At 61.3% G+C, this 24,641-nt stretch carries 17 protein-coding genes; 8 read left to right on the top strand and 9 right to left on the bottom strand.

The genetic code is table 11. From position 1 onward, the window contains the following. Positions 1-19 precede the first annotated feature (19 nt). Together LAN70_12475 and LAN70_12470 are read right to left on the bottom strand one after the other, a co-directional pair. Positions 20-478 (bottom strand): nuclear transport factor 2 family protein, encoded by a 459-nt coding sequence (locus tag LAN70_12475; GenBank protein MBZ5511971.1) that lies wholly within the window; start codon positions 476-478, stop codon positions 20-22. A gap of 61 nt (positions 479-539) precedes the next feature. Further along, positions 540-2,606 (bottom strand): ATP-dependent DNA helicase, encoded by a 2,067-nt coding sequence (locus LAN70_12470; GenBank protein ID MBZ5511970.1) that lies wholly within the window; start codon positions 2,604-2,606, stop codon positions 540-542. A 142-nt stretch (positions 2,607-2,748) separates the two neighbouring features. Between LAN70_12470 and der the strand changes: the two genes are divergently transcribed. Together der and selD are read left to right on the top strand one after the other, a co-directional pair. Beyond that, positions 2,749-4,359: a ribosome biogenesis GTPase Der gene (gene der, locus LAN70_12465; GenBank protein MBZ5511969.1), complete on the top strand. Its 1,611-nt coding sequence runs from the start codon at positions 2,749-2,751 to the stop codon at positions 4,357-4,359. Between the two features lie 152 nt (positions 4,360-4,511). Beyond that, positions 4,512-5,615, top strand: a complete 1,104-nt coding sequence (selD, locus tag LAN70_12460) for a selenide, water dikinase SelD (GenBank protein MBZ5511968.1) — start codon at positions 4,512-4,514, stop codon at positions 5,613-5,615. 119 nt (positions 5,616-5,734) lie between these two features. Here the strand turns inward: selD and LAN70_12455 are convergent, their stop codons facing one another. The 4 genes from LAN70_12455 to LAN70_12440 form a co-directional block, all read right to left on the bottom strand. Next, positions 5,735-6,385, bottom strand: coding sequence for a hypothetical protein (locus LAN70_12455; GenBank protein ID MBZ5511967.1), 651 nt, complete (start codon positions 6,383-6,385; stop codon positions 5,735-5,737). A 75-nt stretch (positions 6,386-6,460) separates the two neighbouring features. Further along, positions 6,461-6,844, bottom strand: coding sequence for a PilZ domain-containing protein (locus tag LAN70_12450; protein ID MBZ5511966.1), 384 nt, complete (start codon positions 6,842-6,844; stop codon positions 6,461-6,463). A gap of 117 nt (positions 6,845-6,961) precedes the next feature. Next, the gene (locus LAN70_12445) at positions 6,962-7,534 is read right to left on the bottom strand and encodes a PilZ domain-containing protein (protein MBZ5511965.1); all 573 of its coding nucleotides are present in this window, start codon (positions 7,532-7,534) and stop codon (positions 6,962-6,964) included. A 659-nt stretch (positions 7,535-8,193) separates the two neighbouring features. After that, positions 8,194-8,367 carry a hypothetical protein gene (locus LAN70_12440; protein MBZ5511964.1) on the bottom strand — a complete coding sequence of 58 codons (174 nt, stop codon included), beginning with the start codon at positions 8,365-8,367 and terminating at the stop codon, positions 8,194-8,196. A 267-nt stretch (positions 8,368-8,634) separates the two neighbouring features. Between LAN70_12440 and LAN70_12435 the strand changes: the two genes are divergently transcribed. The 3 genes from LAN70_12435 to LAN70_12425 all read left to right on the top strand — a co-directional run bounded on the left by LAN70_12435 (position 8,635) and on the right by LAN70_12425 (position 14,550). Then, complete coding sequence (locus LAN70_12435) at positions 8,635-10,815, top strand: protein kinase (GenBank protein MBZ5511963.1); 2,181 nt, start codon at positions 8,635-8,637, stop codon at positions 10,813-10,815. Positions 10,816-12,324: 1,509 nt separating this feature from the next. After that, positions 12,325-13,323 carry a hypothetical protein gene (locus tag LAN70_12430; protein ID MBZ5511962.1) on the top strand — a complete coding sequence of 333 codons (999 nt, stop codon included), beginning with the start codon at positions 12,325-12,327 and terminating at the stop codon, positions 13,321-13,323. A 141-nt stretch (positions 13,324-13,464) separates the two neighbouring features. Then, on the top strand, positions 13,465-14,550 hold the full coding sequence (locus LAN70_12425; GenBank protein ID MBZ5511961.1) for a hypothetical protein: 1,086 nt from the start codon (positions 13,465-13,467) through the stop codon (positions 14,548-14,550). Positions 14,551-14,668: 118 nt separating this feature from the next. Here LAN70_12425 and LAN70_12420 read toward each other — a convergent pair whose 3' ends face one another. Then, positions 14,669-15,523, bottom strand: a complete 855-nt coding sequence (locus LAN70_12420; GenBank protein MBZ5511960.1) for an SLATT domain-containing protein — start codon at positions 15,521-15,523, stop codon at positions 14,669-14,671. 762 nt (positions 15,524-16,285) lie between these two features. Between LAN70_12420 and LAN70_12415 the strand changes: the two genes are divergently transcribed. Next, positions 16,286-19,429, top strand: coding sequence for an N-6 DNA methylase (locus LAN70_12415; GenBank protein ID MBZ5511959.1), 3,144 nt, complete (start codon positions 16,286-16,288; stop codon positions 19,427-19,429). A gap of 108 nt (positions 19,430-19,537) precedes the next feature. Beyond that, positions 19,538-19,975 (top strand): hypothetical protein, encoded by a 438-nt coding sequence (locus LAN70_12410; GenBank protein MBZ5511958.1) that lies wholly within the window; start codon positions 19,538-19,540, stop codon positions 19,973-19,975. Positions 19,976-20,570: 595 nt separating this feature from the next. Here the strand turns inward: LAN70_12410 and LAN70_12405 are convergent. Together LAN70_12405 and LAN70_12400 are read right to left on the bottom strand one after the other, a co-directional pair. Further along, on the bottom strand, positions 20,571-21,830 hold the full coding sequence (locus LAN70_12405; protein MBZ5511957.1) for a ParB/RepB/Spo0J family partition protein: 1,260 nt from the start codon (positions 21,828-21,830) through the stop codon (positions 20,571-20,573). A gap of 9 nt (positions 21,831-21,839) precedes the next feature. Next, complete coding sequence (locus LAN70_12400; GenBank protein ID MBZ5511956.1) at positions 21,840-22,709, bottom strand: AAA family ATPase; 870 nt, start codon at positions 22,707-22,709, stop codon at positions 21,840-21,842. 418 nt (positions 22,710-23,127) lie between these two features. On the opposite strand from LAN70_12400, the gene LAN70_12395 reads away from it, so the two are divergent. Continuing rightward, on the top strand, positions 23,128-24,309 hold the full coding sequence (locus LAN70_12395; GenBank protein MBZ5511955.1) for a heparan-alpha-glucosaminide N-acetyltransferase domain-containing protein: 1,182 nt from the start codon (positions 23,128-23,130) through the stop codon (positions 24,307-24,309). The last annotated feature ends 332 nt before the right edge of the window (positions 24,310-24,641 follow it).

Below are 24,641 nucleotides of genomic sequence, written 5' to 3'. Positions count from 1 at the left end.
TTACTTCTCACTTCTCTCCTCACGAGGTGTGATCGTGAATGATCTGCCACCCACCGGGAAACTTGCGAAGTATAAGCGTAAACATCCCGCCCGGCTCCTCCCCATTCTTCATCTTCAAGCGCCAATGCCCGCGCACGAATGCGGCGTCAGGCGCAAGCATTTCCACGCGCAGATCGAAGAAATCCAGTTTCCCCATTTCCTTTCCTTCACCCTGATATTTCTTCCGATAGCGCTCCAGCGTCGGCTGCCACCCGCGCGTCTCGGTGGTGCCGGAGATGAACGACAACTCCGGCGACTTCCAGTACCCCGCCATGAATCCCTCCAGGTCGCCGCGGTTCCACGCATCCACCTGCTGGGCGAGCAGCGCACGGATAGCGGATTTTCCTGCCTCGGCCGCGTTCTGCGCTAACGCGGCGCTCGACGTGAAAAGCAGGGCCACGACGAGTGTCACTATGACCGGACTGAAGGATCTGCGCATTTCTTTCTCCGTGCCGGAGCCTGCCCCGAGCGCAGCCGAGGGGTGTCTCCGTGGTGAGTTCCTATTCCACTCCAAAGAATTTCTCCACGTCCGCCATCTGTGTCGTCCTGCGATATTTCGGCAGACTCTCCAGGAATACCTTGCCGTACTGCTTCTTCAATATCCGGTTATCCATCAATGCCAGCAGGCCGCGGTCGTCGAGCGAGCGGATCAGCCGCCCGAATCCCTGCTTCAGCGTGATCACCGCCGCCGGCACCTGGTAATCGAAAAACGCGTTTCCGCCCGCCGCATCAATCGCCCGGATGCGCGCCGCCACCACCGGATCGTTCGGCACCGCGAACGGCAGCCGGTCGATGATCACGCAGCTCAACTGCTCGCCTTGCACGTCCACGCCCTGCCAGAACGATGCCGTCGCGAACAGCACCGCGTTCGGCGTACTGCGGAACTCCTCCAGCAGCGCGTTCTTCGGCGCCTGCCCCTGGATCATCACCGGGTACGCCAGTTCGCCCAGCAGCCGGTCATGGATTTCGTGCATCTGCGCGTAGCTGGTGAACAGGCAGAAGGCGCGCCCCTGCGTGATCTCCAGCAGACGCCGGATGCGCTCCGCCGCTTTCGCCGTGAACTCCGGCACGCGCGGATCGGGCAGGTCCGGCGGGATGTACAGCATGGCTTGCGACTCGTAATCGAAGTGCGACGGCACCACCAGCTCGCGCGCGTGCTCCAGCCCCAGCCGCTTGCGCGTGTATTCGAACCCGTTGCTCACCGCCAGCGTTGCCGAGGTCAGCACCGACGTTTCCAGCTTGTCGAACAGGTACTGGCGCAGGATTTGCGACACATCAATCGGCGTCGCTTGCAGGAAGACATGCTGCCGACCTTGCGTGGCTCGTGCACGCGGTTGCCCCACCCTTATCGCCTCCCGGGTTTGGAGGCGATAGGGTGGGGATTTTTCCTTGCGGCTCCGCGTCGAGAAACCTGCACCCCTCCGCTCGATCCAGAACACCGTGTTCTTGTCCTGGTTCTCCATCACGAACCCGAGTTGCACCTGCAATTCCTGCGCCCGCCGCGCCAGCATGTGCAGCTCGTCGGGCTTGTTCTTCACCGCTTGCAGCTCCGCCTGCAACCTGCCCAGCGCCCGCATCACAGCCTGGTACTCGTCCCCGTTCTCTTCCAGGAACTCGGGCCGGTTCTCAAACGCAAACCTTCCCTCTCCCGCCGGCAGCAGCGCGAAAAATCTCTGCGCGTGCTCGCGAACTCCCGCCGTGGCCTGCAACAGCTTCCCCGACGCCAGTTGCGCCTTCTGCAACGTCCCGTCCACGTCGCGCGCCAGCTCCTCGAACCGCGGCGTGCTCACGCTCACCCCGAAATAGTTCGCGGCCACGTCCTCCAGCTCATGCGCCTCGTCGAAGATCACCGCCGCGCAATCCGGCAGGATGCCGGCATCCGCTTCGCCCTCGGTCGCCATCTTGATCGCCAGGTCGGCGAAAAACAGATGGTGATTGACGATGATGATGTCGCTCTCCGCCGCCTTGCGATGCATCTCGGTGATGAAGCAGCGGTCGAACTGCTGGCATTTCTGCCCGATGCACGCCTCCGCGCGCGCATCCAGCTTCGGCCACAACTGGCTCGATTCCGCAATCTTCACCAGCTCCGAGCGGTCGCCCGTCGGCGTCGTCTTCTCCCACTCCGCGATCGCCCGGTATTGCTCGATCTCCTCCAGCCCGCTCAGCACCGGCTGGTCGGTCAGGTCGTAGAGCTTTTTGCGGCACAGGTAATTGTTCCGCCCCTTCATGTAGCAGACTTTGAGTTGGCCAATGTGCTGTGCGAGAAACGGAACATCTTTATAGAAGAGCTGTTCCTGGAGGGTCTTCGTGCCGGTAGAAATAATGACGCGCTTGCCCGAGCGGATCACCGGCAGCAGGTACGCCAGCGTTTTGCCGGTGCCCGTCCCGGCCTCGACAATCAGGTGACGCCGTTCCTCCAGCGCCTTGGCCACCTCTTCCGCCATCTGCAACTGCCCGCGGCGGAACTCGTACGCCGGATGCGTCTTCGACAGCAGCCCGCCGGGCGCAAAAAAGCTGTATAGCGAGCCCGAAGCAGCGGTTTGTGCGGGTTGGGAAGATGTGGACACAGGTCAAGAGAACGGAATCCTTATAATAGCTGTTAGGGCATTTGTAATTTGCAATTTGTAATTGGTACTTTTGCGGCGGTTGCCCCACCCTTATCTCGCCCGGTGAAGCCTGTCCTGAACGCAACCGAAGGGGCGAGATAGGGTGGGGATTTCCACCAGCAATTACAAATTACCAATTACAAATTACAAATCCGTGTCCAATTCCTCCCAATCCGCGACTCACGTATCCACCCTGGCCATCGTTGGCCGCCCCAACGTCGGCAAGTCCACGCTGTTTAACAAGCTCATCGGACGCCGCCGCGCTATCGTGACCGACGAGCCCGGCATCACCCGCGACCGTCTCTACGGCGAAACCGAGTGGAGCGGACGCCGCCTCCGCGTCATCGACACCGGCGGCATCATTCCCGATGACAAGGAACACATCCCGGCGGAGATTTTTCGCCAGGCCCGCGTTGCCCTCGACGAAGCCGACGCCATCGTCATGGTCGTGGACGGCCGCTCCGAACTCACCGCCCCCGACATCGAACTCGCCCGCCTGCTCATCCGCGGCGGCAAGCCGTTGTTCCTCGCCGTCAACAAGGTGGACACGCCCAAGCTCGAGCCCTATGCCGAAGAATTCCGCAGCCTCGGCATCCGCAACCTCTTCCCCATTTCCGCCGAGCACGGCCTCAACGTCGCCGACCTGCTCGACGCTGTCATGCAAGCCATCCCCGAGACCGTGTGGCCCGGGTCTCCTCCCCGGGATGGCGGGTCAGAGACCCGCCCCCACACAGAAGACACCGCCATCGAAGGCCAGCCCGCCGAACCCGTGGACGAAGGTGGTCGCTCGGAGGACGCGCGTGCACAGCGCGAGACCCGCGTCGCCATCATCGGACACCCCAACGTCGGCAAGTCCACCCTGCTCAACGCGCTCACCTCCACCGACCGCGCCATCGTCTCCCCCACTCCCGGCACCACCCGCGACGCGGTGGACGAACTGGTGGAACGCGGCGGCCACGCTTACCGCTTCATTGACACCGCCGGCATCCGCCGCAAGGGCAAGACCAGCCTGGTCGCGGAAAAACTTTCCGTCGTGATGGCGCGCCAGCATCTCGAGCAAGCCGACATCGCCCTGCTTGTCATTGATGCTGCCGAGGGCGTCGCCGCGCTCGATGCCAATATCGCCGGCTACGCCCACGAGAGCGGACGCTCCGTCATCATCGTGGTCAACAAGTGGGACCTGATCGCCAAGAGAAAAGAAGATGAGGCGACCCGCCGCGCCACCACGCGCCACCACGGCGGCGTCAAATTTCACCGCGGCAGCATGAATGCCCGCATCGCCGCCCGCGCCGGCAGCGGCAACGGTCACAAGCCCGCCGACCGCCGTCTCTACGAGGAAGAACTCCGCCAGCAACTCAAGTTCCTCGACTACGCCCCCGTGGTCTTCGTCTCCGCCAAGTCCGGCAAAGACGTGGACAAAATTTTCGAACTCGTCGCCCAGGTCTCCGCCGAGCGCCGCAAGCGCATTCCCACCGCCGCCATCAACCGCTTCGTGCAGAGCGTTGATTTTGACCGTGCCTCCGTCCCCCACTCCCGCCGCGTCAAAATCCTGTATATGACCCAGGCCAGCGCCTCGCCCCCGACCTTCGTGCTCTTCACCGACCGCGCCGTCAAGCTCCACTTCTCCTTCGAACGTTTCCTGGAGAACCAGCTTCGCCGCGCCTTCGGCTTCGTCGGCACCCCCATCCGCATCAAAACCCGCGCCCGTTCTTAGCCACAGAGGACACAGAGGATAACCCGCCACAGATTTACACGGATGGACCCGGATCAGAAAAGACAAGAAAATCCGATCCGCGAGAATCCGCGGCAATCCGTGGTTTGCTTTTTCCGCCCCCTCCGTGTCCTCTGTGGTTAAATCATTCCTGCATGGCAGACACCAAACCCATCCGCCTTACCGAACACGTCAAAGCTGCGGGTTGAGCGTCCAAGCTGAGTCCGGCGGCGCTGGACGCGGTGCTTGGGAGATTAGCCCGGCAACAGGACCCCAACGTTCTGGTCGGCTTCGACAAAGCCGACGACGCCGGCGTGTACAAAATTTCTCCTGACCTCGCCCTCGTCCAGACCGTGGATTTTTTCACCCCCGTCGTCGACGACCCTTACACCTTCGGCCAGATCGCCGCCACCAACTCGCTCAGCGACGTCTACGCCATGGGCGGACGCCCCCTCAACGCCCTCACCCTGGTCTGCTTTCCCGACAAGGGCGATCTCGACATCCTCGAGCAGATTCTCGCCGGCGGTCTCAGCAAGATGGTGGAAGCGGACTGCACTATCGTTGGCGGCCACTCCATTCGCGACGAGGAACTCAAGTTCGGCTACGCCGTCACCGGTACCATCCATCCCGGCCACGTCCTCGCCAACTCCGGCGCCCGCCCCGGCGACAAGCTCATCTTCACCAAGGCCCTGGGCACCGGCGTCATCTCCACCGCAATTAAGAAGGGCAAAGCCGAGCAAAGCTGGATTTCCGCCGCCACCGTTTCCATGACCACGCTGAACAAGACCGCTTCTGAAGTAATCACCGAATTCAACGCCGTCGACCGTCGACCGTCGACCGTCGACTCTGCCATCGACCATCGACCAACGGCCATCGACTCCCTCACCGACATCACCGGCTTCGGCCTCATCGGACACGCCCGCGAAATGGCCCTCGCCAGCGACGTCTCGCTCCGCCTCCGAGCCTCCGCCGTTCCCCTTCTCCCCGGCGCGCTCGATTGTGTCCGTGCCGGCTTCATTCCCGGAGGCCTGAAGAACAACCGCGACTTCGCCGAATGTGCCGCCGAATTTGACGCCGCCATCTCCGAAGACGTCCGCACCCTGCTCTTCGACCCGCAAACCGCCGGCGGCCTGCTCATCTCCGTCGCCGCCGATTCCGCTGGCGACCTCCTCGCCGCCCTGCGCGCAAAAAAAATCCCCGCCGCCCTCATCGGCGAGGTCCTGCCCCGCACCAAACCACTGATCTCTGTTCTTCCCTAATTTCTATTGAGTGTCATCCTGAGCGAGGTCCAACGCGCCCCGCTTTTGGGCGCGTTGCGGTGGAATGCACGTGCGGCGAGTTTTTCAATCGACAATCGACAATCGGCAATGCTTTTGCTCTATCCTCTCTCAAACGCGTGCTTCTTCTCCAACTCCTCCCGCGCCATCCGCGCCTGCTCTTCCATCTCGCTTCCCCGCGCCATCAGCGCCGGCGTGGCCTCAGCGTATTCTCCCGTAACCCGCAGCTCCGGCAACGCCCGCGCCATCGCCACCAGGTGCTCCGGCGTGGTGTCCAGGTACTGTGCGTCCGCCGCATCCGCAACTAGCACCCGCGACGCGCCCAGCTTGGTCGCCCAATAAACCTTGCGCAGCAGCAGCGACGCCCTCTCCTCGTCCTGCGCCTCGCCGAACGCCCACTGGTTGCGTTTGAAGTCGTAGGCCCGGCTGCCGAACGCTACCGGCGCCCGCTTCGGCGTCTTCAGAAACTCGATTTCCTTGCGGTCCACCGCCTTGCGCACCGTGTTGATCGCCGGCGCCTCCACGTCCTTTGGCTCCAGCGACGGCAGCACCTCGCGCACCGTCACCGTCAATTGCAATGCGACCAGCGCGTGCACATCCGCGCTCCCTGGCGCGCCGGAGCACAGCGACACCGTGCCCTGCAGCACGTAAAAGTCCGCCCCCGACTGCGACGGGCGAACCGGCCAGTTCAGTTCCATCCTCAGCGGCAGCCCCATCCTGGTCACATACACTGGTTTGTCTTGGCTTTCCATGCGCGACGTATTCTACCGTGCCAACAAAAAAAACCCGGCTTTCGCCGAGCTTCTCCCCCAAGAAAATCTGCACTCTTACGCCACTTCTTCCGTCCCCAGCGCTTTCAGCACGTGCCGGATGCGATCCACCCGCGCCGCGTCGTCCCCGGTTCCCTTCACGAACTCCATCCCGTAGGTATAACCGCGCCGGTTGCGGATGATGGTGCGCGCGATCAGCGGCTCGCCGCGATAGGGCGGCGTAAAGCTGATCTCCACTTCTTCCCCGATCCCCAACTCCGCTCCCGCAAACACTGCGATTCCGCCCTCATTCAGGTCGGTTCCCCGGCCGTCTATGTACACCGTCTTGTTCGGTTTCTTCACGATCACCGTCACCGGAACCCGGATCTTCAGCCGCGGCCAGCGTCGCATTGTCGTGTATGCCGCTGCCGCTGCCCCGAATGCGATTTCGGAATGCGCCATGGCTCTCCTGTGACGTTCCCTGCCTATCGCCGAAGTTATCCTTCTCTTCTTCCACCGGCAAGTTACTGAAGTCCGAGCCCGTCCGGGGATGACCAGATCACCCGATCCCCCGATCTCTCATCCCCCCAGCGCCCTGGTCAGCGTCGCCGCCCGGTCACCGGCATCGCGGATCCGCATCGCCGACATGCGCACCGACGGGTCCAGTTCTTCTTTCATCAGGATCAGGTCGGCGTGCCCGATCACCACTTCCAGGGCGTTGCGGAACTCATGCACGAATTTCTCGATCAGATCGTCGCGCGCCGCCTCCACCGCATTCGCCTCAAGGTTTACCTCGGTTCGGCGATGGCCATTGGTGGTCAGCAGCCGGTAGGTGGTAAACGTCGCCGCCAGCTCGGACTCCTCCAGCGAGGTCTTCGCCTCCGGCACGCGCGCGATAAATCCGCCGCACAGCATGGTCGCCGCCGCATCGCCCGTGATCTGCCGCGGCAGTGCCATCCGCACCTCCACCGGCGCGAACAAGTCCATCGGCGCCTGCCCGCGGAACAGCATCCCGCCGGCACTGATGTCCTTCGTCACCCCGCGGTACCAGTGGAACGCCCCCGCGTACCGGTAGCGCATCGGCAATTCCAGTGGAAACCGCTGCAACCGCGCCGGCCCGTAGTCCACTCTCTGGCCCGTTGCCTGGCCCATGTGCCCTCCTCCCCGGGTGCCGCGCGCCCAGGCGCATTCACGGCCCCTCGCGAACCCCCTGCTTACGGCGCTTAGTCTTGCTGCTTGCTAGGATGAGCCGAAGTATCGCCTCGCGACACTTACGGAAGGACACCGACTGCGGTTCGCACTCGCGCTCCACGGATGGCACACAAATATTGAGGAATAGGCACGGATGGCGCGCCAGGACTTGGAGAAGAAACACGCGTTCGAGAGTCTGGGTGAGAACTCAATTTCGTAGACAGCAGTGGTCGAAATGGCCAGCTCTACAGCGCCGGAGGCGCGGAATTCGTTAGCCCACCGCCAGCTCTACAGCGCCGGAGGCGCGGAATTCGTTAGCCCAGCGCCAGCTCTACAGCCGCGGAGCGGCGGAATTCGTTAGCCCAGCGCCAGCTCTACAGCGCCGGAGGCGCGGAATTCGTTAGCCCACCGCCAGCTCTACAGCGCCGGAGGCGCGGAATTCGTTAGCCCAGCGCCAGCTCTACAGCGCCGGAGGCGCGGAATTCGTTAGCCCACCGCGGCAGCGGTGGGAATGCGAAGACAATGACGGTGAGCGCCAGCGGCGCGGCACAGTTCTCACACAGACTCCGGAGAGAGGCTGGTACACCCGCCGGACTGCCCGCCCGCTCCCGCGCGCAACCCTATTTCTTGGGACTTTCAGACATGCTGTGCAGCCAGTCCGCGATGGGCTCGGGATTCACTGGCGGCAGCTCCTCGCGGTCAAGCGCACTGCGCACACAGCGCTCCGCCGCAGCGACCAGGTGAAAATACTCCGAGGCGCCGCATTGCGGCGCGGGCGGTTGTCGTCTTCTCATTGGCTACTGCTTTCTCCCCAGCAGACCGCTGCTCAACCCCACATCAGAGCGCGGCCTCTACAACCAGTGAACAAAGCGTAGCCGACGCCACCGGCCTGCGTCCAACGCATATTTTCTGTTGGCAAAATCGGAATTCTAAGACTTCGATCGAATGGCGGATGCTGATGCTGGCCATTGCAACCGTGGCGGCCAGTGGGTAAGATCGGCGCCGAATTTGAAGTCAAGAAGGAGATTTCGGCCTAATATTGCAGCCTGAGTTCTGCCCCCATGATCGACCAGATCATCTCTCACTACCGCATCGTCGAGAAGCTCGGCGGCGGGGGCATGGGCGTGGTCTACAAGGCTGAGGACACCGCGCTTGGCCGCTTCGTCGCCCTCAAATTCCTGCCCGAGGACGTAGCTCAAGACCCGCAATCGCTCGAACGTTTCCGCCGCGAAGCACGCGCCGCTTCCGCCCTGAACCACCCCAACATCTGCACCATCTACGAAATCGGCAAGCACGATGATCATTCCTTCATTGCCATGGAGCATCTGGAGGGCGTGACCCTGAAGCATCGTATCGGCGGAAAGTCGGTCGAGGTCGACGTCCTGCTTAGTCTGGCGATTGAAATCGCCGACGCTCTGGACGCGGCCCACGCCAAGGGGATCGTTCATCGCGACATCAAGCCCGCCAACATCTTTGTCACCAAGCGCGGCCACGCAAAGGTGCTTGATTTCGGGCTGGCAAAGGTCGTGGTCACAGGCGGTTCTTCGAGCAACCTTGGGCCTCGTCACACACAGCCGGGTTCCGTGGACGCCGAGCCTCTGACCAGTCCCGGCACCATGCTGGGAACGGTGGCTTATATGTCGCCGGAGCAGGTACGTGCCAGAGAACTGGATGCGCGTACCGACTTGTTCTCCTTTGGGGCAGTGCTGTACGAGATGGCGACCGGCGATTTGCCGTTTCACGGGGAAAGTCCGGCGATGATCTGTGAAGCCATCGTGAACCGCGCCCCGGTGGCGGTGGTTCGGTTGAATCACGACGTGCCGCCCAAGCTGGAAGACATCATCAACAAGGCTCTGGAGAAAGACCGCAATCTGCGGTATCAGAGTGCGGCGGAGATGCGCGCCGACCTGCAACGGCTCAAGCGCGATACGGAATCCGGGCTGCTGGCAACACCGCCGGCTGAATTGCCCGCCCGAAAAGGCGCCAGCGGTACGCTTCCCTTGGCGTCCATGGCCGTGCCGTCATCCGATTCCGGGTCCAGCCACACTCTGGAGATGGCGCACGTCCTGTTCACCGACATCGTGGCTTATTCCCGCCTTCCTATGGATCAGCAGCAGCAGGCGCTGCTTCACCTGCAGGAAGCGGTCCGCCAAACCCATGAATTCGCTCGCGCCCAAGCCGGCGATCAGCTCATTCGACTTCCAACCGGCGATGGCATGGCGCTGGTTTTTCTGGGCGACGTGGAAGCCCCCGTGCGCTGCGCGCTGGAACTGCACCGCATCCTGCGGCGCTGGCCGGAGATCAAGTTGCGCATGGGGATTCATACCGGGCCCGTGTATCGAGTCGAGGACATCAATGCCGCTCACAACGTGGCCGGGGGTGGCATCAACACCGCGCAACGTGTCATGGACTGCGGCGATGGCGGGCACATCCTGGTCTCTAAATCCGTAGGAGATGTGCTCGAGCAGGTGAGCACGTGGAAGACGGCCTTGCATGATCTAGGAGAGGCCGAGGTCAAGCATGGAGTCCGCATCCATCTGTATAACTTGTACACGGAGGACGCCGGCAATCCGGAGCTGCCGCAGAAGCTCCGCACCGCCCAGACGACGGCCGCCACGGCGCGTTCCCGGTCGAAGCGGAAGAAGCTGTCGCTGGGAGTCGCGGTGACGGGATTGATTGCCGTGCTGGTGGTGGGTGGGCTTATCTACTACCGGCACTCGCGGCCAATGTTCACCAAGACAGCTCCCGGCTCTCCGGAGCCGAGCGCACCAGTAAACCAGGTCCAGACACAACAAAAGACGCTCGCAACGCCGCGGAAAGACAGAAAGGAAAATCCGCAGCCTGTTGCCTCGCCGGTGACGGACGCGCGCAGCAAGCCGCCTGACTCGACAACGCCATCGCCAGCCGGCACTCGTGCCTCTGGCGATTCGGGAGGGCAAATCCCGAAGCAGATTCCGCTGAATGCGGCGCCACCTGCTGCCCCACCGACGATTGCAGCTTTTGAAGCTGTGCCGGCGCCTGGCGAGCCGTGTGCGGTGATTCTGCGTTGGACCGTGAAAGGGGCCGCCCGTGCTTCCATCGAGCCCGCCCTTGGCCAGGTTAGTGCTGCCTCGGGTTACAAGGTCGTGCGCCCTCTGCAACCCACCCGGTATTTGCTTAAGGCAGAAGGCCCGGGGGGCACGGTAAGCCAAGGTGTCACGGTTTCGATTAGCAACGCCACGAAATCTAGCTGTAGGCAGTAACCGTACGCGGGACAACGCGGGACTCTGCCCGCGGGCTCAGCAGTTCGTGTTCGCTCCAATCATTCGGCCATGGGGAGCACGCTCCCCATCCGACGCGCCAGCGGCAAGCGTTTTGAACTCCCGAAGCGGCACTTTTGTCCTCCATAACGAATGGGGCGCGGAAATTCCACACTGAGTCATGAGATCAGGCTAGCAGGCTGTTGAAAATCTTCCATTGACACTCGTTTTGAAGGGGCGCGGCGGAACCTGTCCCGAGCGGAGCCGAGGGAGCCGCGCCGAACAAGCCCCTTAATTGTGTCATTCCGAGCGGGCTTCAGCCCGCGAGGAACCTGCTGTTCTGAGTTTTTCAGCAGCCTGCTAGGAAGTCCTTACTGAAGGGAGCACTGGGAGCGGGTTACAGTTTACCGCTGCGTTGGTTGCACAAGTGCTGGTAAGTCATATCTATAAGTGCTTAAGCCCAAATAGGGTTACCGGACTCGTTTCGGGAAGTCCGCCACATAACAAGGTTTCAAAGCATACTTTCGGGTGTATAGTGTCGCCACCTATTTCTAGGTATGTAGGCTGCACAAGATCTTCCATCTGGCCTCCTCCACTTGGTAGCGGCCGTACATGTTCGCCATCGGCCCTGGGTTTCCCGAGTTCAGGCCCCCTAAAAGAAACTCCAAGAAATTTGTGGAAAGTTGCCGGCGGGCGCGTTTATGTCAGCAGAAGCGCCAATTCGGCGGGAGCGCTCGGACGACGAACTCGTCCGCGAATTCCGCCTGCATGGCGACCAGGAATGCCTTTCGTGTGCTCTTCGATCGCCGAAGCAATAACGCTCCGGGCCAAGTTTATGGAATTCATGTGCAGCTTACGTCCTTGTCAGTCAAATGCGAAAAAAAGTTCTGGTGGTAGGAGGGTGCGATGAGCTTCGCCAATCTAAGACATAAGATGCTAGGCACAATTTGCGTAGTGGTTCTGCTGATGGTCCCGGTGCTCGCCGGTGCGCAAAAGGACAACAAGAAAACAAATCCGCCGCCGAGCAGGCCCGCGCCGGCGGCCAGGCCCGCGCCAGCGGCCAGGCCCGCGCCACAACGGCCGGCGACGAACACGAACCGGCCGCCCTCAGGCATGTCGGGACAACGTCCGGCAACCGGTGGAACATACACAAGGCAAGCGCCCTCAGGAACCCGAACGCCGACACGATCTCGAACGACGACAGGACCCCGGACGACGACAGGACCCCGAACGACGACAGGACCCCGAACGCCAACAGGAACCCGGACGACGACGGGACCCCGAACGACGACAGGACCCCGGACGACGACGGGACCCCGAACGACGACGGGACCCCGAACGACGACAGCAGCCCGAACGCCGATTCGCACGAACCGCCTCGTCGGTGGGCACAATGTTGGGTACGACCACAGCGGCAGAGTCAGAACCATCCAGACCCGCGGTGGCGCGCGCGTCTATCGCGGGGTCCACGGCGACCGCCGCGTCGTTCGTGAGTTGCCGGGAGGCCGCCGCGTGGTCTACGCGGGACGGAACTACGGCCACATGGAGCGCAATTACGTGCGCGGCTACAGAATGCGCACGTATTACGAACACGGGCATTACCGCGCCGTTGTGTATCGCCCCTATTCCTGGCACGGACGGCCGTATTACGTGTACGCCCCCTACCGTTACTACCGCCCGGCTTATTACGGGTGGGCGTTCAACCCGTGGGCAAGGCCGGTTTATTACCGCTGGGGATGGGCCGGCGATCCCTGGTATCCCTACTACGGATACTACTTCGCGCCCGCGCCCTTCTATTCGGGAGCCAATCTCTGGCTGACGGATTTCATCATCGCGGAAAACCTGCGCATGGCCTTCGACGCCCAGCAGAGCGAGGGTGGGGCGCCAGTCGCCCGCCTGGCGCCGGCAAATCCAGACGAGGTGCGGCTCTCTCCCGAAGTCAAGCAGATGATCGCCGAGGAAGTGAAGCAGCAACTAGACGCGGAAAAAGCTGCGTCAGCTCGGACGTCACCGGCAGGTTCGCCTGCTACCCCCACCGATGCCGTGCCGCCGGCTCTTGATCCTGGACACACGGTGTTCGTGGTGGCCAGCAACCTCGATGTGGCTACCCCTGAAGGCGACGAGTGCGCGCTCACCCCGGGAGACGTGATCAGCCGCATCGACGACACTCCGGGCAGCGACGACAAAGTCCAGGTGCGCGTCACCAGCAGTAAAGAAGGCGATTGCGCCACCGGATCCAAGCCGGCGGTTGCGGTCGCGGACTTGCAGGATATGCACAACCGCTTCCGCGAGCAGCTCGATGCCGGGCTCCAGCAGCTCGCTGCCAACCAGGGCAAGAATGGGCTCCCGGCCGCGCCCGACACCAGCACTTCAGCCGCCGCCGACGTGCCCACGCCCGAGCCGGACAAGGACGTGCAGGCCCAATTGCAGGGTCTGCAGAAAGACGCCGACGACGCCGAGCAAGACGTCAAACAAAACTCTTCCTCCACCCCGACGGGAGGCGGAACCTAAGCACACCGCCGGGGCGGCAAGCCGCTCCGGCGTTCTCGGTCTGACTCGGGTCTTTCAGCACCTTGCAGGAGGATGCTTATGAGGCGGGGAGCCGCTGCCGCAATTCATGCTCTAACCCTGTTAATGCTCTGGGTTTCGACGATGCCGTTGTTCGCGCAGGCTCCCAAGCCGCCCTCGCTGAAGGAACAGCTCGAGGCCCAGTTCCCAACGGACCAGGTCCTCACGATTCAGAAGGAAGGAATTCTTGGGGTTGTGCTAGCCAGCAGCAAGACTTGCCCTGCCAAATACCAGGACGGCAAACTCAGTCCCCCGGATGCTTCCTGCACAGCTCCGCTCAAGGACTCGTCCCGGCCTCTCCCGGTGGGGCAGAAGGTTAATCCCGCAAAGATCGACGTCGACCTGGGCAGAGAGAGAATCTCATTCCGGATTATCGAGTGCGCCTCCTGCAACAAAGGCAGTGAATCGTCGCCCTACAAATCTCAGATCGACTTCCAGTTCGCCAAGGGTTACCTCGAAAAAGCCGGCGTCTCCCAGATCGAAGACACCATCGCCGAGGTCCTCGCCTTTGACGCCGGCGCCGACCAGCAAGCGCAACCAGCTCCCGACTCCCAGACGGCACCCGGGCAACCGGGCGAAGCTGCCAGTGATGTGCTCACCAACAGCGATGTTGTGAAGATGGCGAGGGTAAAGCTCGCAGACTCGATCATCATCAGCAAAATCAAGGCTTCGGCTTGCAACTTCGATACCAGCGTTGACGCCCTGGTGAAGCTGAAAGAAGCCGGAGTCAGTGATCCTGTGATCCAGGCGATGAACGATGCCCAAGCGGCTGCCCAAGCTCCGCCGGCCGAGTCCGCCGCCGCTCCCTCCCCCGAACCCCAGCAGGGCGAGGCGCCGGCCCCCGCTCCAGCGCCCGGACAGGTGACCTTTTCCGTCCGTCATCGCCACCGCCTCATGGACCAGAATTGGAACATTATTGATTATTACTGCTCAGGGACTTTGTCCGTTTCCGCGGATGGCACGGTCACCTATGATTGCACGCAAACCGAGGACCCGAGGGGCCGCTGCGAGCATTTGTCTTTCCCTCCCGGCGCCTTGAAGGAGGCCAAAGTCGGCTCCGGTGGCAACCTTCACCTGGCCAGCAAGAAGCAAGGCAACTTCGATCTCTACGGCAATGCCGACGATATCAAGCAGGCCCAGGCGGCGATTGCTCCTCTAGTCCAAAAATGACGGAGTAGCGAGTTTTTGGCGCTCCACAATCCACTAGGATTGTCATTCCGACCCTGAGCGAGGGCAGCGAGCCGAAGGGGAGGAATTCCGTAGTGCATTCCACCCTGCTGAGCGAGGCTCAGGGCAAGTGGAGCTCCAGCTTCGCGATGGCCGCAGGAGACACGACAACGACGCCGGACTGCTGTAACTCTTTGCCGGACTTCTTGCCGGTGACGACGACCGTGTGTGGGCCGGGAGCAATCTGCCGTATCGACCACGTGGGCCCAGTCATGGTTCCGTAGTCCGTTCCGTCGACATTGATCGATAGTGGCTGTTCTGAATTGCCAGGATTGTCAACATTCACGACTAGAGAGCCCGGTCGAGAAGCTTGAAGCTGCGCGTTCGTGGTTTTTTCAAGATCAGCGAGGTTGCTCTGGAACTCGACTACCCACTGCTGGGTCTCCTGGCTGACCATTTTCATCACCCGGGAGCTGAAATCCTTAGCCATCTGTAGGAACTCATCAATCTGAGCTGGTGTCGGGCTCGCTCCCCCGATCTTCGACATCGCGCGCGCCCAATCAATTTGGAAACCATAGAGGTCATCCTGAATGGACTGCGCAGTAGATATGTAACGAACCCAACCCGTCGAAAAGCCGAAAAACTTATCGAGAGCAAGGCATGCGGCAGCCGCGCCTAACGCTACATATCCCCATTTGTCTAACCCCAACTTGGCCACAGCCGGCAGGCTAGTGATTAGCGGTATAAGACCACCCGCTGTCGCTAGCCCGATTGCCATCAGCCGCAAAAAACGCGAAGCCATTGCTTTGGGTCGCTTTTCCCGAAGGTACCAATTCACAGCGGCTTGCGCCTGCTTTTCGACAGACGATCTAACTTTGTTCACCGAAGTCGCAGCCTCGCTCGCCGTCCATGAGAGCTCGTCGACCGATATGACTTCAATGTCTGGTCCCGCTGAAGCCTCAGCTTTTGCGTTCATGGTAACCACCTCGCGATGCTCCGAAGAGAGACGACCGAGTGAGCAGCCCGAACGTCTCCATGGCAGCCCACAAAGTCCCCGTAAGTTTCATGCACCGTAACACCATTGCTCGACGGACCCGTCCTGAAAAACGGTCTTGTTCTGTTTTCGGAACATGATCCACCGTTTCCCGCGGGTGGCCCAACCTTTCGCCCCCTGAAGCCTGCCCTGAGCGCAGTCGAAGGGGCGAAGGGTGGGATCGGGCGACCCTTACCCCGTCCCCCTTGATTCCGAAACGGACTCCCCTCGCGCATCTCCCTCGCCACGAATCACGCTGATCATCGCGTGGAACAACATCCCTCGTTCCCGCCACGCCCGCCGCTCAAATCGGCCCCAACTCGCCCACAAGTGGACCAAAACACCCGAGAGTTCAGCTCGCAAATTGAATCACAGACCATCCAACCGAATCGGATGAGCATGAGCGATTCAACCGCGCCCCACTTACCTTCCGGCGTCCGTGCCATCGCGGTGCTGTTTGCGCTCTGCGGAATCTACCTGGGAATCGCCGGCCTGCTGATACTGCTCCGGCCGGGCGTGATCTCGATGCGGCGCACCTCTGCTCTTCGGGACTGGAACTTTCCGGCGCCTCGTAGGGACGGCACGAACCCTAGAAACCTCTCCGCCACCCGCCTTACTCAGTGCTAAACTCCGCCCCAAACATGTTGAGGCGCTTGCGCGGCGTCTGAGCCGCGCGCCGAAATCCTGAGCGAAGCGAAGGACCTCTTGCTCCACATTGCCATTAAGCCCGCCGACAAGCTCATCAAGGGCTACTACGACGTCCTCGGCGGCCTCGGTCAGCTCAACTTCGACCACGAAGGCGCCGTCCGCACCGCCTTTCACGACGTGCTAGCCGGCTACGGCAAGAAACTGCATTGGACGCTCGTTGACGAGTACCCGATGAAGGGCCGCCAGGGCCGGATCGCGATTGACGGCGCCCTCCTCGACGAATGGAAACAGCGCCATGGCTTCTGGGAAGCCAAGGACATCCACGACCAACTCGAACGCGAGATCCGCAAGAAGATCGAGCAGGGATATCCAACCACCAACACAATCTTCCAAATGCCCGAGCGCGCCATCCTCTACCAGAAGGGCGTACCGAAAGGGCTCAACGAAGACATACGCGATGCCAAGAACCTTGTCGAACTGCTAAGGAACTTTTTCGAATACCGCGAGCCCGACCACGAGGAATGGGACTCCGCCGTCGCCGAGTTCAAGCTTCGCATCCCCGAACTTGCCGAGCGCGCCAAACAGCTCATTGACGCCGAGCACAAATCCAACCGCGCCTTCCGCGACAGCTTCGAGGCCTTCTACGCCCTCTGCCGCCAGGCGATCAATCCCAACCTGACTCGGGATGCGGTCGAGAAGATGCTCATCCAGCACTTGCTCACCGAGCGCATCTTCCGCCGCGTCTTCCACGCCGAGGAGTTCCGCAGCCGCAACGTCATTGCCGCCGAAATCGAGAAGGTCATCACCTCCATGACCTCCCGCCAATTCTCGCGCGACCAGTTCCTCTCCGACCTCGACCGCTTCTACAAGGCCATCGAGCGCGCCGCCGAAGACAAGGACGACTACTCCGAAAAGCAGGCCTTCCTCAACACCGTCTACGAGCGCTTCTTCCAGGGCTACTCGCCCAAGGAAGCCGATACCCACGGCATCGTCTATACCCCGCAGCCCATCGTGGACTTCATGGTCCGCTCCGTCGAGGACATCCTCAAAAAGGAATTCGGCCGGTCGCTGGCCGACCATAACGTCCACATCCTCGACCCCTTCGTCGGCACCGGCAACTTCATCACGCGGGTCATGCGCCAGATCGCCGAAACCGACAAGGGTGCCCTCCCCTACAAGTACGAGCACGAACTCCACTGCAACGAGGTCATGCTGCTGCCCTACTACATCGCCAGCATGAACATCGAGCACGAGTACCTCGCCCAGACCGGCGAGTACAAGCCCTTCGACGGCATCTGCCTCGTGGACACGTTCGAGCTTGCCGAACCCGAACAGGGCGGCCTGGAGTTCATGACGGAAGAGAACACCGAGCGCGTCAAGCGCCAGAAGCAAGCGCCGATCTTCGTCATCATCGGCAATCCGCCGTACAACTCCAAGCAACTGGATGAAAGCGATGAGAACAAGAATAGGAAATACCCTGCCGTAGATGATCGGATAGCAGCTACATACACCGCGGGTTCCATCGCAACGCTTCGAAATAAATTAAGTGATCCGTATGTGCGAGCAGTGCGGTGGGCCACCGACAGACTCCCAAATCAGGGCCTAATCGCATTTATAACGAATAACAGCTTCCTAGACCAGATCGCATTTGACGGAATGCGCAAGCACCTCGCTACAGATTTCAGCTCCATCTACATGTTAGATCTAGGCGGCAATGTCCGTAAGAACCCCAAGTTGTCAGGAAGCACTCACAACGTATTCGGCATACAAATTGGCGTAGTTGTCTCATTATTCGTTAGAAATGTTCGTCGGACAGACGGACGCTGCCAGTTGCACTATGCTTCAGCGGATGAATGGTGGACTAAGGAACAGAAATACAGGTTCATGGACTCTGCTGTTCGGCCTTCTTCGATCGAGTGGCATCCCCTAGTTCCCGACAAGAAGAATTCCTGGCTCGCCTGTGACCACGACCAGACATATCAGGGATGGCCGCCGCTCGGTGACAAAGCGGTTAAAAGGGCGGCAGGCGGGACAAACACGCTCTTTGAGCTATTCTCGCTAGGTGTCGTTACGAGTCGCGATGCATACGCTTACAACTTCGACCGCGACGCGCTGAAGAGAAGCGTGACGCATCTTGTCGAACACTATTCCGCTTCGTTGGATCGTTTTCGTCGGAATCGTGATTTACCGGAAAGCGTCTTATTTGACATAAGTGACACGTCAATAAAATGGACGCGCCAAGTAAAGGCCGCATTGCGGCGCGGCGCAGAGACAAGCGTCACGCCGGAAGCATTTAGACGTGCCATCTACCGGCCATTTACAAAAACCTCATTGTACTTCGATGATTTTTGGAACGAAGAACAGTACAAATTTCGGAGCATCTTCCCCACCGAATCAACCGAAAAAACGAACCTAGCGATCTGTGGAACTGGTCCGGGCGCGGAGCGTCCATTTGCCTCAATGATGGTCAACGTCATTCCAGACCTGAACTTCTATGGGCCCGGCACAGTTCCTCAGTGGTTCCCGTTCTACAAGTTTTCCGAAGACGGCTCCAGCCGCCGCGAGAACATCACCGACTGGGCCCTCCAACAATTCCGCTCCCACTACCACGACCCCTCCATCTCCAAGTGGGACATCTTCCACTACGTTTACGCCGTCCTCCACCACCCCGAGTACCGCTCCCGCTACGCCGCCAACCTCAAACGCGAACTTCCCCGGATTCCTTTTCTTTCCTCCGCGTCCTCTGCGTCCTCCGCGACAAAGGTTTTTCGTTCCTTCGTCGACGCCGGCAAACGACTCGCCGAACTCCACGTCCACTACGAACAGCAACCCGAATACCCGCTCGAAAAACTCTGGAAGCCCACCGCCAATCTCGACTACCGCGTCACCAAGATGCGCCTCGCGAACAAAGACAAATCCATCCTCTTCTACAACGAGGCCCTCACCCTCAAAGGCATTCCCCTGGAAACCTGCGAATACCGCCTCGGCAATCGCTCCGCCCTGGAATGGGTTATTGACCAGTACCAGGTCTCCACCGACAAGCGCTCCGGCATCACCAACGACCCCAACCGTGCCGACGACCGCGAATACATCCTTCGCCTCATCGGCCAGGTCATCACCGTCAGCCTTGAAACCGTCCAGATCGTCAAATCCCTTCCCGAGTTCGTGATTGCCGACTCCACCGCCGCCACCGGCGCTTGATCTAAGAACTGTGGGCCCTTTCCTCCGCGTCCTCAGCGTCCTCTGCGACAGAGGTATTCCGGTCTTTCCCAAATTGAATCACAGACCGTCGAACCGAATCGGATGAGCATGAGCGATTCAACCGCGACCCACTTCCCCTCCGGCGTCCGTGCCATCGCGGTGCTGTTTGCGCTCTGCGGAATCTACCTGGGAATCGCCGGCCTGCTGATACTGCTCCGACCGGGCGTGATCTCGATGGCCGCCGGCGCACCTCTGCTCTTCGGACTGGAACTCTCCGGTGCCTACATGTTTCTGCTGATCGCCCTCGTCGCGATCGCGATAGCCTGGGGTCTCATGCGGCGCATCAACCTGGTCCGGCGCGCGGCCATGTTGGTTGCCATCGCCGGCATCGTGATGCTGGTGCCGCCCGTCTCAGCCGCGGCCGCCATGGTGCAACCCGGAGCGTTGATCTTGGGCGGCCTGGGAATCATCGTGCGCGTGATCATCGCCTGGCATTTGTCGCGCGCAGAAACGGCGCAAGCGTTCCGTGCCCGCCCTGGCCCCTAGAGCAGTTCCATGGCTGACATACCTCAGTGTCATCCCGAGCGAGGAAAGGGCTCCCGCGCGCTTTTGTAACCGGGGTCCCCGGCACGCCTGCTGGAGCCTGCCCTGAGCGCAGTCGAAGCGGCGTGCTGGGGTGGTCGTGCGCGGGACACCCGAGTCGAGGGATCTCGGGTTTGTGTTGACAGCCACACCGACTCGGGAAGCGCTCTAGCTCCCCAAATCGTCAATCTTCAATCTGCAATCTTCCAATTCCGCCCGTTTCCCTGGCGCATCTCCCTCGCTACGAATCACACTGATCATCGCGTGGAACAACATCCCCATTCCCAGCCGCCCAGCGGCCCAATTCCCTGCCGTATTCACGCCGCAGTGGTCCAAACACACCAAAGGCGCGGCCCTCGCCGCGCCCGCTCGCTGACTAAATAGTCTTTTCTGGGAAGGGCACGGCTTCAGCCGTGCCGCTCACACCGCGAGAATACTGGGCTTTAGCCCCTGAGGGATTAACCTCCGCCGCCCAGATCGCCCTGATTTCGCCACCTCGTCCCCCAGCCGTCCCCGTCAATTTCCTGAAGCCTGAAGCCTGAAGCCCGAAGCCCGTAGCCTATCTTCCCAGCGCTTCCACGATCCGGTCGAAGTCCTCCAGCGTCTTGTACTCGATCACCACTTTACCTTTTCCATTCTTATCCTGGATCTTCACCCGGCATCCCAGCCGTTGCTCCAGGTCCATCCGCGCCGCCCGCACGTTGGGGTCTTCCGGCTTCTTCTGCCGCTCCTTCGATTCCTTCTCGCTCACCGGCCCCAGCCACACCAGGTGACTCACCAACTCTTCCGTCTGCCGCACCGACAGCCCGTCGCGCACCACCTTTTGCGCTGCCGCCGACAGCACCGTCGCGTCCTCCAGCGACATCAGCGACTTGGCATGGCTGAAACTCAAGTCGTGATGCGCCAGCGACGTCCTCACCTCCGGCGGCAGCTTCAGCAGTCGCAGCAGGTTGCTCACCGTCGTGCGGTCCTTCCCTGTCCGCTTCGACATCTCGTCCTGGGTCAAACCGAACTCTCTCCCCAGCCGGTCAAACGCGGACGCCATCTCCATGCAGTCCAGGTCTTCGCGCTGCAGGTTCTCGATCAGCGCCATCTCCATCGCCTGCTGGTTCGACACCTGGCGCACGATCGCCGGCACCGTCGCGCGTCCCGCCCGCCTCGACGCCAGCCATCTCCGCTCTCCCGCGATGATCTGGTACCTGATCTGCGATGTGGCGCGGGCGTCTAAGCCTGCCCTGAGCGAAGCCGAAGGGCCCGCGTCTGCAAGTGTTGGAGCGTGCTCGCCCTCGCCCGTGAGCGCGTTGATCGGTTGCCCCACCCTTATCTCGCCCGGGAGAGCCTGCCCCGAAGCGTAGTGAGGGGGCGAGATAGGGTGGGGATTTTCTCCGTTCCCGCCATCGACCATCGACCGCGGACCATCGACTGTTTGGCCATCGACCATCGACCGTTGACCATCGACTGTTTGGCCATCGACCATCGACCGTGAGCCTGTCCCGAGCGCAGCGAGGGAACCGTCGACCCGGGAAATATATCGTATTACGATAGGTTGCAGCACGCCCTGCGCCCGGATCGATTGCGTCAGCTCTTCCAGCGCCGCTTCGTCCTGCCGCCGCCGCGGCTGGTACGGGCTGGGCTCGATCTCCTCCAGCCGGATCTCCTGCACCCTCTCCCCCGGCGCCAGGTCAATCTCGGCCACGGGCGCCGCAACTACCGCCGGCGCCGCCACCGCTGCTGCCGACACTGCCGGCGTGAAAGTCCGCGCCGTCGGAATCAGCGACTCCAGTCCCCTGCCCAGAGCTCTCTTCTTTTCTTGGATCATGCTCAACCTTTACTTAACTTCAGCGTTAACCGCAGCCACGTCCTGCTCAGCATTCGCCGCCGCCGGCTCTGTACGCACCGCTGGCGGCTCCGAACTCGCGACTCGCACCTCGGAACTCATCCCGCGCCTCATCAACTCCTTCGCCAGCCGGAGGTACGCCTCCGCCCCGCGCGAGCGCAGGTCATACAGCAGCGCCGGCTTGCCGTAGCTCGGCGCCTCCGCCAGCTTCACGTTGCGCGGTATCGTGGTCGCACACATCTTGTCGCCAAAAAAGTTTGTCAGCTCCGCCGCCACCTGCTGCGCCAGGTTGGTGCGGTCGTCGTACATGGTGAGCACGACGCCTTCAACCTCCAGCGACGGGTTCAGGTTCTCGCGGATGCGCGCGATGGTGTCCAGCAACTCGCTAATGCCTTCCAGCGCGAAGTACTCGGCCTGCATCGGGATGAGCACCGTGTCGGCCGCGACCAGGGCGTTGAGCGTGAGCAGGTCCAGCGCCGGCGGGCAGTCCAGAACCACGAAGCGATAGCGGTCGCGAACGCCATCCAGCGCCTGGCGCAAGCGAAACTCGCGCTGGTCCATCTCCACCAGCTCCAAGTTGGCGCCAATCAGGTTCTTGTGCGATGGCACCAGCCATAGCTGGGCAAGCTCGGTGGGCTGGATGGCGGCGTCGAGTGCGACCTCCCCGGTGAGCAGGTGATAGACGTTGGGGCGATCCGGGTCGCGCGCCAGACCAAGGCCGCTAGTGGTGTTGGCCTGCGGGTCACAGTCCACGATGAGCGTATCAACCTCGGCGGCGGCCAAGGATGCTGCCAGATTGATGGCGGTGGTGGTCTTGCCCACGCCACCTTTCTGGTTGGCTACAGCGATGACACGTCCCATGGGATTAAGCGGAGAGCTCGCGTGGTCAAGAGTACGACGGGCGTGGCTGGCACGCAATCTCGAAATGGTCTTCCACAGATGTTCTACGTGGAACAATTGTGGAAAAGTCTTGGAGGCGTGTTGATAACCGGGTGGGGATGGAAGTTTTCCACAGATGTTCTACGTAGAACAATTGTGCAAATCTCAAATTGAGACAGCAGCGGTAGAGCGCTTGGTCCACTTATTAACTATTATTGGCGATTTTTCGACAGTTTAAAGCCATGAAACAGGTAGTTTGTTCCACCGATTTACTGGCTTGGTTCGTAGCTGATGCAATTCGGGCAGGGAATCGACGTCAATCGGGGCTAGAATGGCGGCCACGATGGGAACGACAGCGTCCGTAGCACACACGAAGTCGGAAAGCGCACGCGCGGGAGCGATGCCGGCGAGATTGGTGTCGCTGGACGTGTTTCGCGGGATGACGATCGCGGGCATGATCCTGGTGAACAATGCCGGGAACTGGAACGCGGTGTACTGGCCGCTGGACCACGCCAAGTGGCACGGGTGGACGCCGACCGACCTGATCTTTCCCTTCTTCTTGTTTATTGTGGGCGTGTCCATGGTGCTGTCGTTCGAGGCGCGGCGGCGGCGCGGGGCGACGAGCGGCGAACTGCTGCGGCATGTGGTGCAGCGCAGCGCGATTATTTTTGCCATCGGGTTAGCGCTGGCGTTCTGGGGAAGGTCGTTTAACCTGCACACGGTAAGAATCTACGGAGTGCTGCAGCGCATCGCGGTGGTCTACCTGGTGGCGTCGGCGATTGTGCTGTATTGCGGCCGGCGGGCGCGGGCGGGGATCGCGGCGGGGCTGCTGCTTGGGTATTGGCTGCTGATGACGCGGGTGCCGGGATTCGATCTGACGATGGATGGAAACCTGGCGGGATTTGTTGACCGTAAGCTCCTGTACGAACATTTGTGGATCGCGCACCGCTTCGATCCGGAGGGGTTGCTGAGCACGATCCCGGCGGTGGTGACGACGCTGATTGGAGTGTTCACCGGGGAGTGGTTGAGCCAGGAAAATCGGGTGATCGGACGATCGGGTGATCGGATGATCGGTGAAGAAAATCCCCACCCTATCGCTCCAAACCCGGGAGCGATAAGGGTGGGGCAACCGGGGTCAGCTTCAGTTCAGAAGGTCCAGGGGATGGTGGTGGCAGGGGCGGTGTTGATGGTGGTGGGCGAAGTGTGGGGGCGGTGGTTTCCGATCAACAAGAATATGTGGACGAGCTCGTACGTGCTGTTCACCGGCGGGTTCGCGCTGGCGGCGCTGGCACTTTGCTACTGGATGGTGGAAATCCGAGGATGGCGGAGGTGGGGCGCGCCGTTTGTCTGGTATGGAAGCAACGCCATCACGGTGTACGCGGCGTCGGACGCGCTGGCGGAATTCAGCGTCAAGCACTACGTGCGGCCGGGGGTGACGTACAAGGCGTGGGTGTATGGGACGGTGTTTGCGCCCTTGGCGGGGGCGGAGAATGCGTCGGTGATGTATGCATCCGCCTATGTAATAACTTTCATGGTGCTGGCGTGGGTTATGTATCGGAACAAGGTATTTATCAAAATCTAGCTCTTAGCTATCAGCTATCAGCTCTCAGCTTGCCCGGTTTGGACCACTTGTTACATTCGTGATTCGTGACGTCGGTGGTGCGGGATGAATCGGGCGGTGGCGGCGATTTGGGAGTTTCCCACCTGAGGGTCGATTTTCTGAACAGTTTAGGTACGCCGCGCTGAGTTTCGAGGTGTTTTCGCGGCGCGGTGGACCACGGTTGGCGAGCTTGGTTCAACGGGAGTGCGTGAGTTGGTGGTGTGCAGCGGGGGCGAGGGCGCCCGCTGCAGCCGCGATTTCGCTCGGTTCGGGAGCAGCCCCGGCGAGGGCCTGCAACAAACGCATTGCAGCCG

It is taken from the genome of Terriglobia bacterium, assembly GCA_020072845.1.
Classification (GTDB): Bacteria; Acidobacteriota; Terriglobia; order Terriglobales; family Acidobacteriaceae; genus JAIQGF01.
The sequence above is the reverse complement of the archived record's forward strand: the minus strand, read 5'-3'. Positions and strand labels throughout refer to the sequence as shown.

Coding starts and splice junctions, on each gene's coding strand:
- LAN70_12450 (MBZ5511966.1), bottom strand. CDS start 6,844: ATGGCGCATTCCGAAATCGCATTCGGGGCAGCGGCAGCGGCATACACG.
- LAN70_12410 (MBZ5511958.1), top strand. CDS start 19,538: ATGAGCGATTCAACCGCGACCCACTTCCCCTCCGGCGTCCGTGCCATC.
- LAN70_12445 (MBZ5511965.1), bottom strand. CDS start 7,534: ATGGGCCAGGCAACGGGCCAGAGAGTGGACTACGGGCCGGCGCGGTTG.
- LAN70_12425 (MBZ5511961.1), top strand. CDS start 13,465: ATGCCGTTGTTCGCGCAGGCTCCCAAGCCGCCCTCGCTGAAGGAACAG.
- LAN70_12440 (MBZ5511964.1), bottom strand. CDS start 8,367: ATGAGAAGACGACAACCGCCCGCGCCGCAATGCGGCGCCTCGGAGTAT.
- LAN70_12405 (MBZ5511957.1), bottom strand. CDS start 21,830: ATGATCCAAGAAAAGAAGAGAGCTCTGGGCAGGGGACTGGAGTCGCTG.
- LAN70_12400 (MBZ5511956.1), bottom strand. CDS start 22,709: ATGGGACGTGTCATCGCTGTAGCCAACCAGAAAGGTGGCGTGGGCAAG.
- LAN70_12420 (MBZ5511960.1), bottom strand. CDS start 15,523: ATGAACGCAAAAGCTGAGGCTTCAGCGGGACCAGACATTGAAGTCATA.
- LAN70_12395 (MBZ5511955.1), top strand. CDS start 23,128: ATGCCGGCGAGATTGGTGTCGCTGGACGTGTTTCGCGGGATGACGATC.
- LAN70_12455 (MBZ5511967.1), bottom strand. CDS start 6,385: ATGGAAAGCCAAGACAAACCAGTGTATGTGACCAGGATGGGGCTGCCG.
- LAN70_12475 (MBZ5511971.1), bottom strand. CDS start 478: ATGCGCAGATCCTTCAGTCCGGTCATAGTGACACTCGTCGTGGCCCTG.
- LAN70_12435 (MBZ5511963.1), top strand. CDS start 8,635: ATGATCGACCAGATCATCTCTCACTACCGCATCGTCGAGAAGCTCGGC.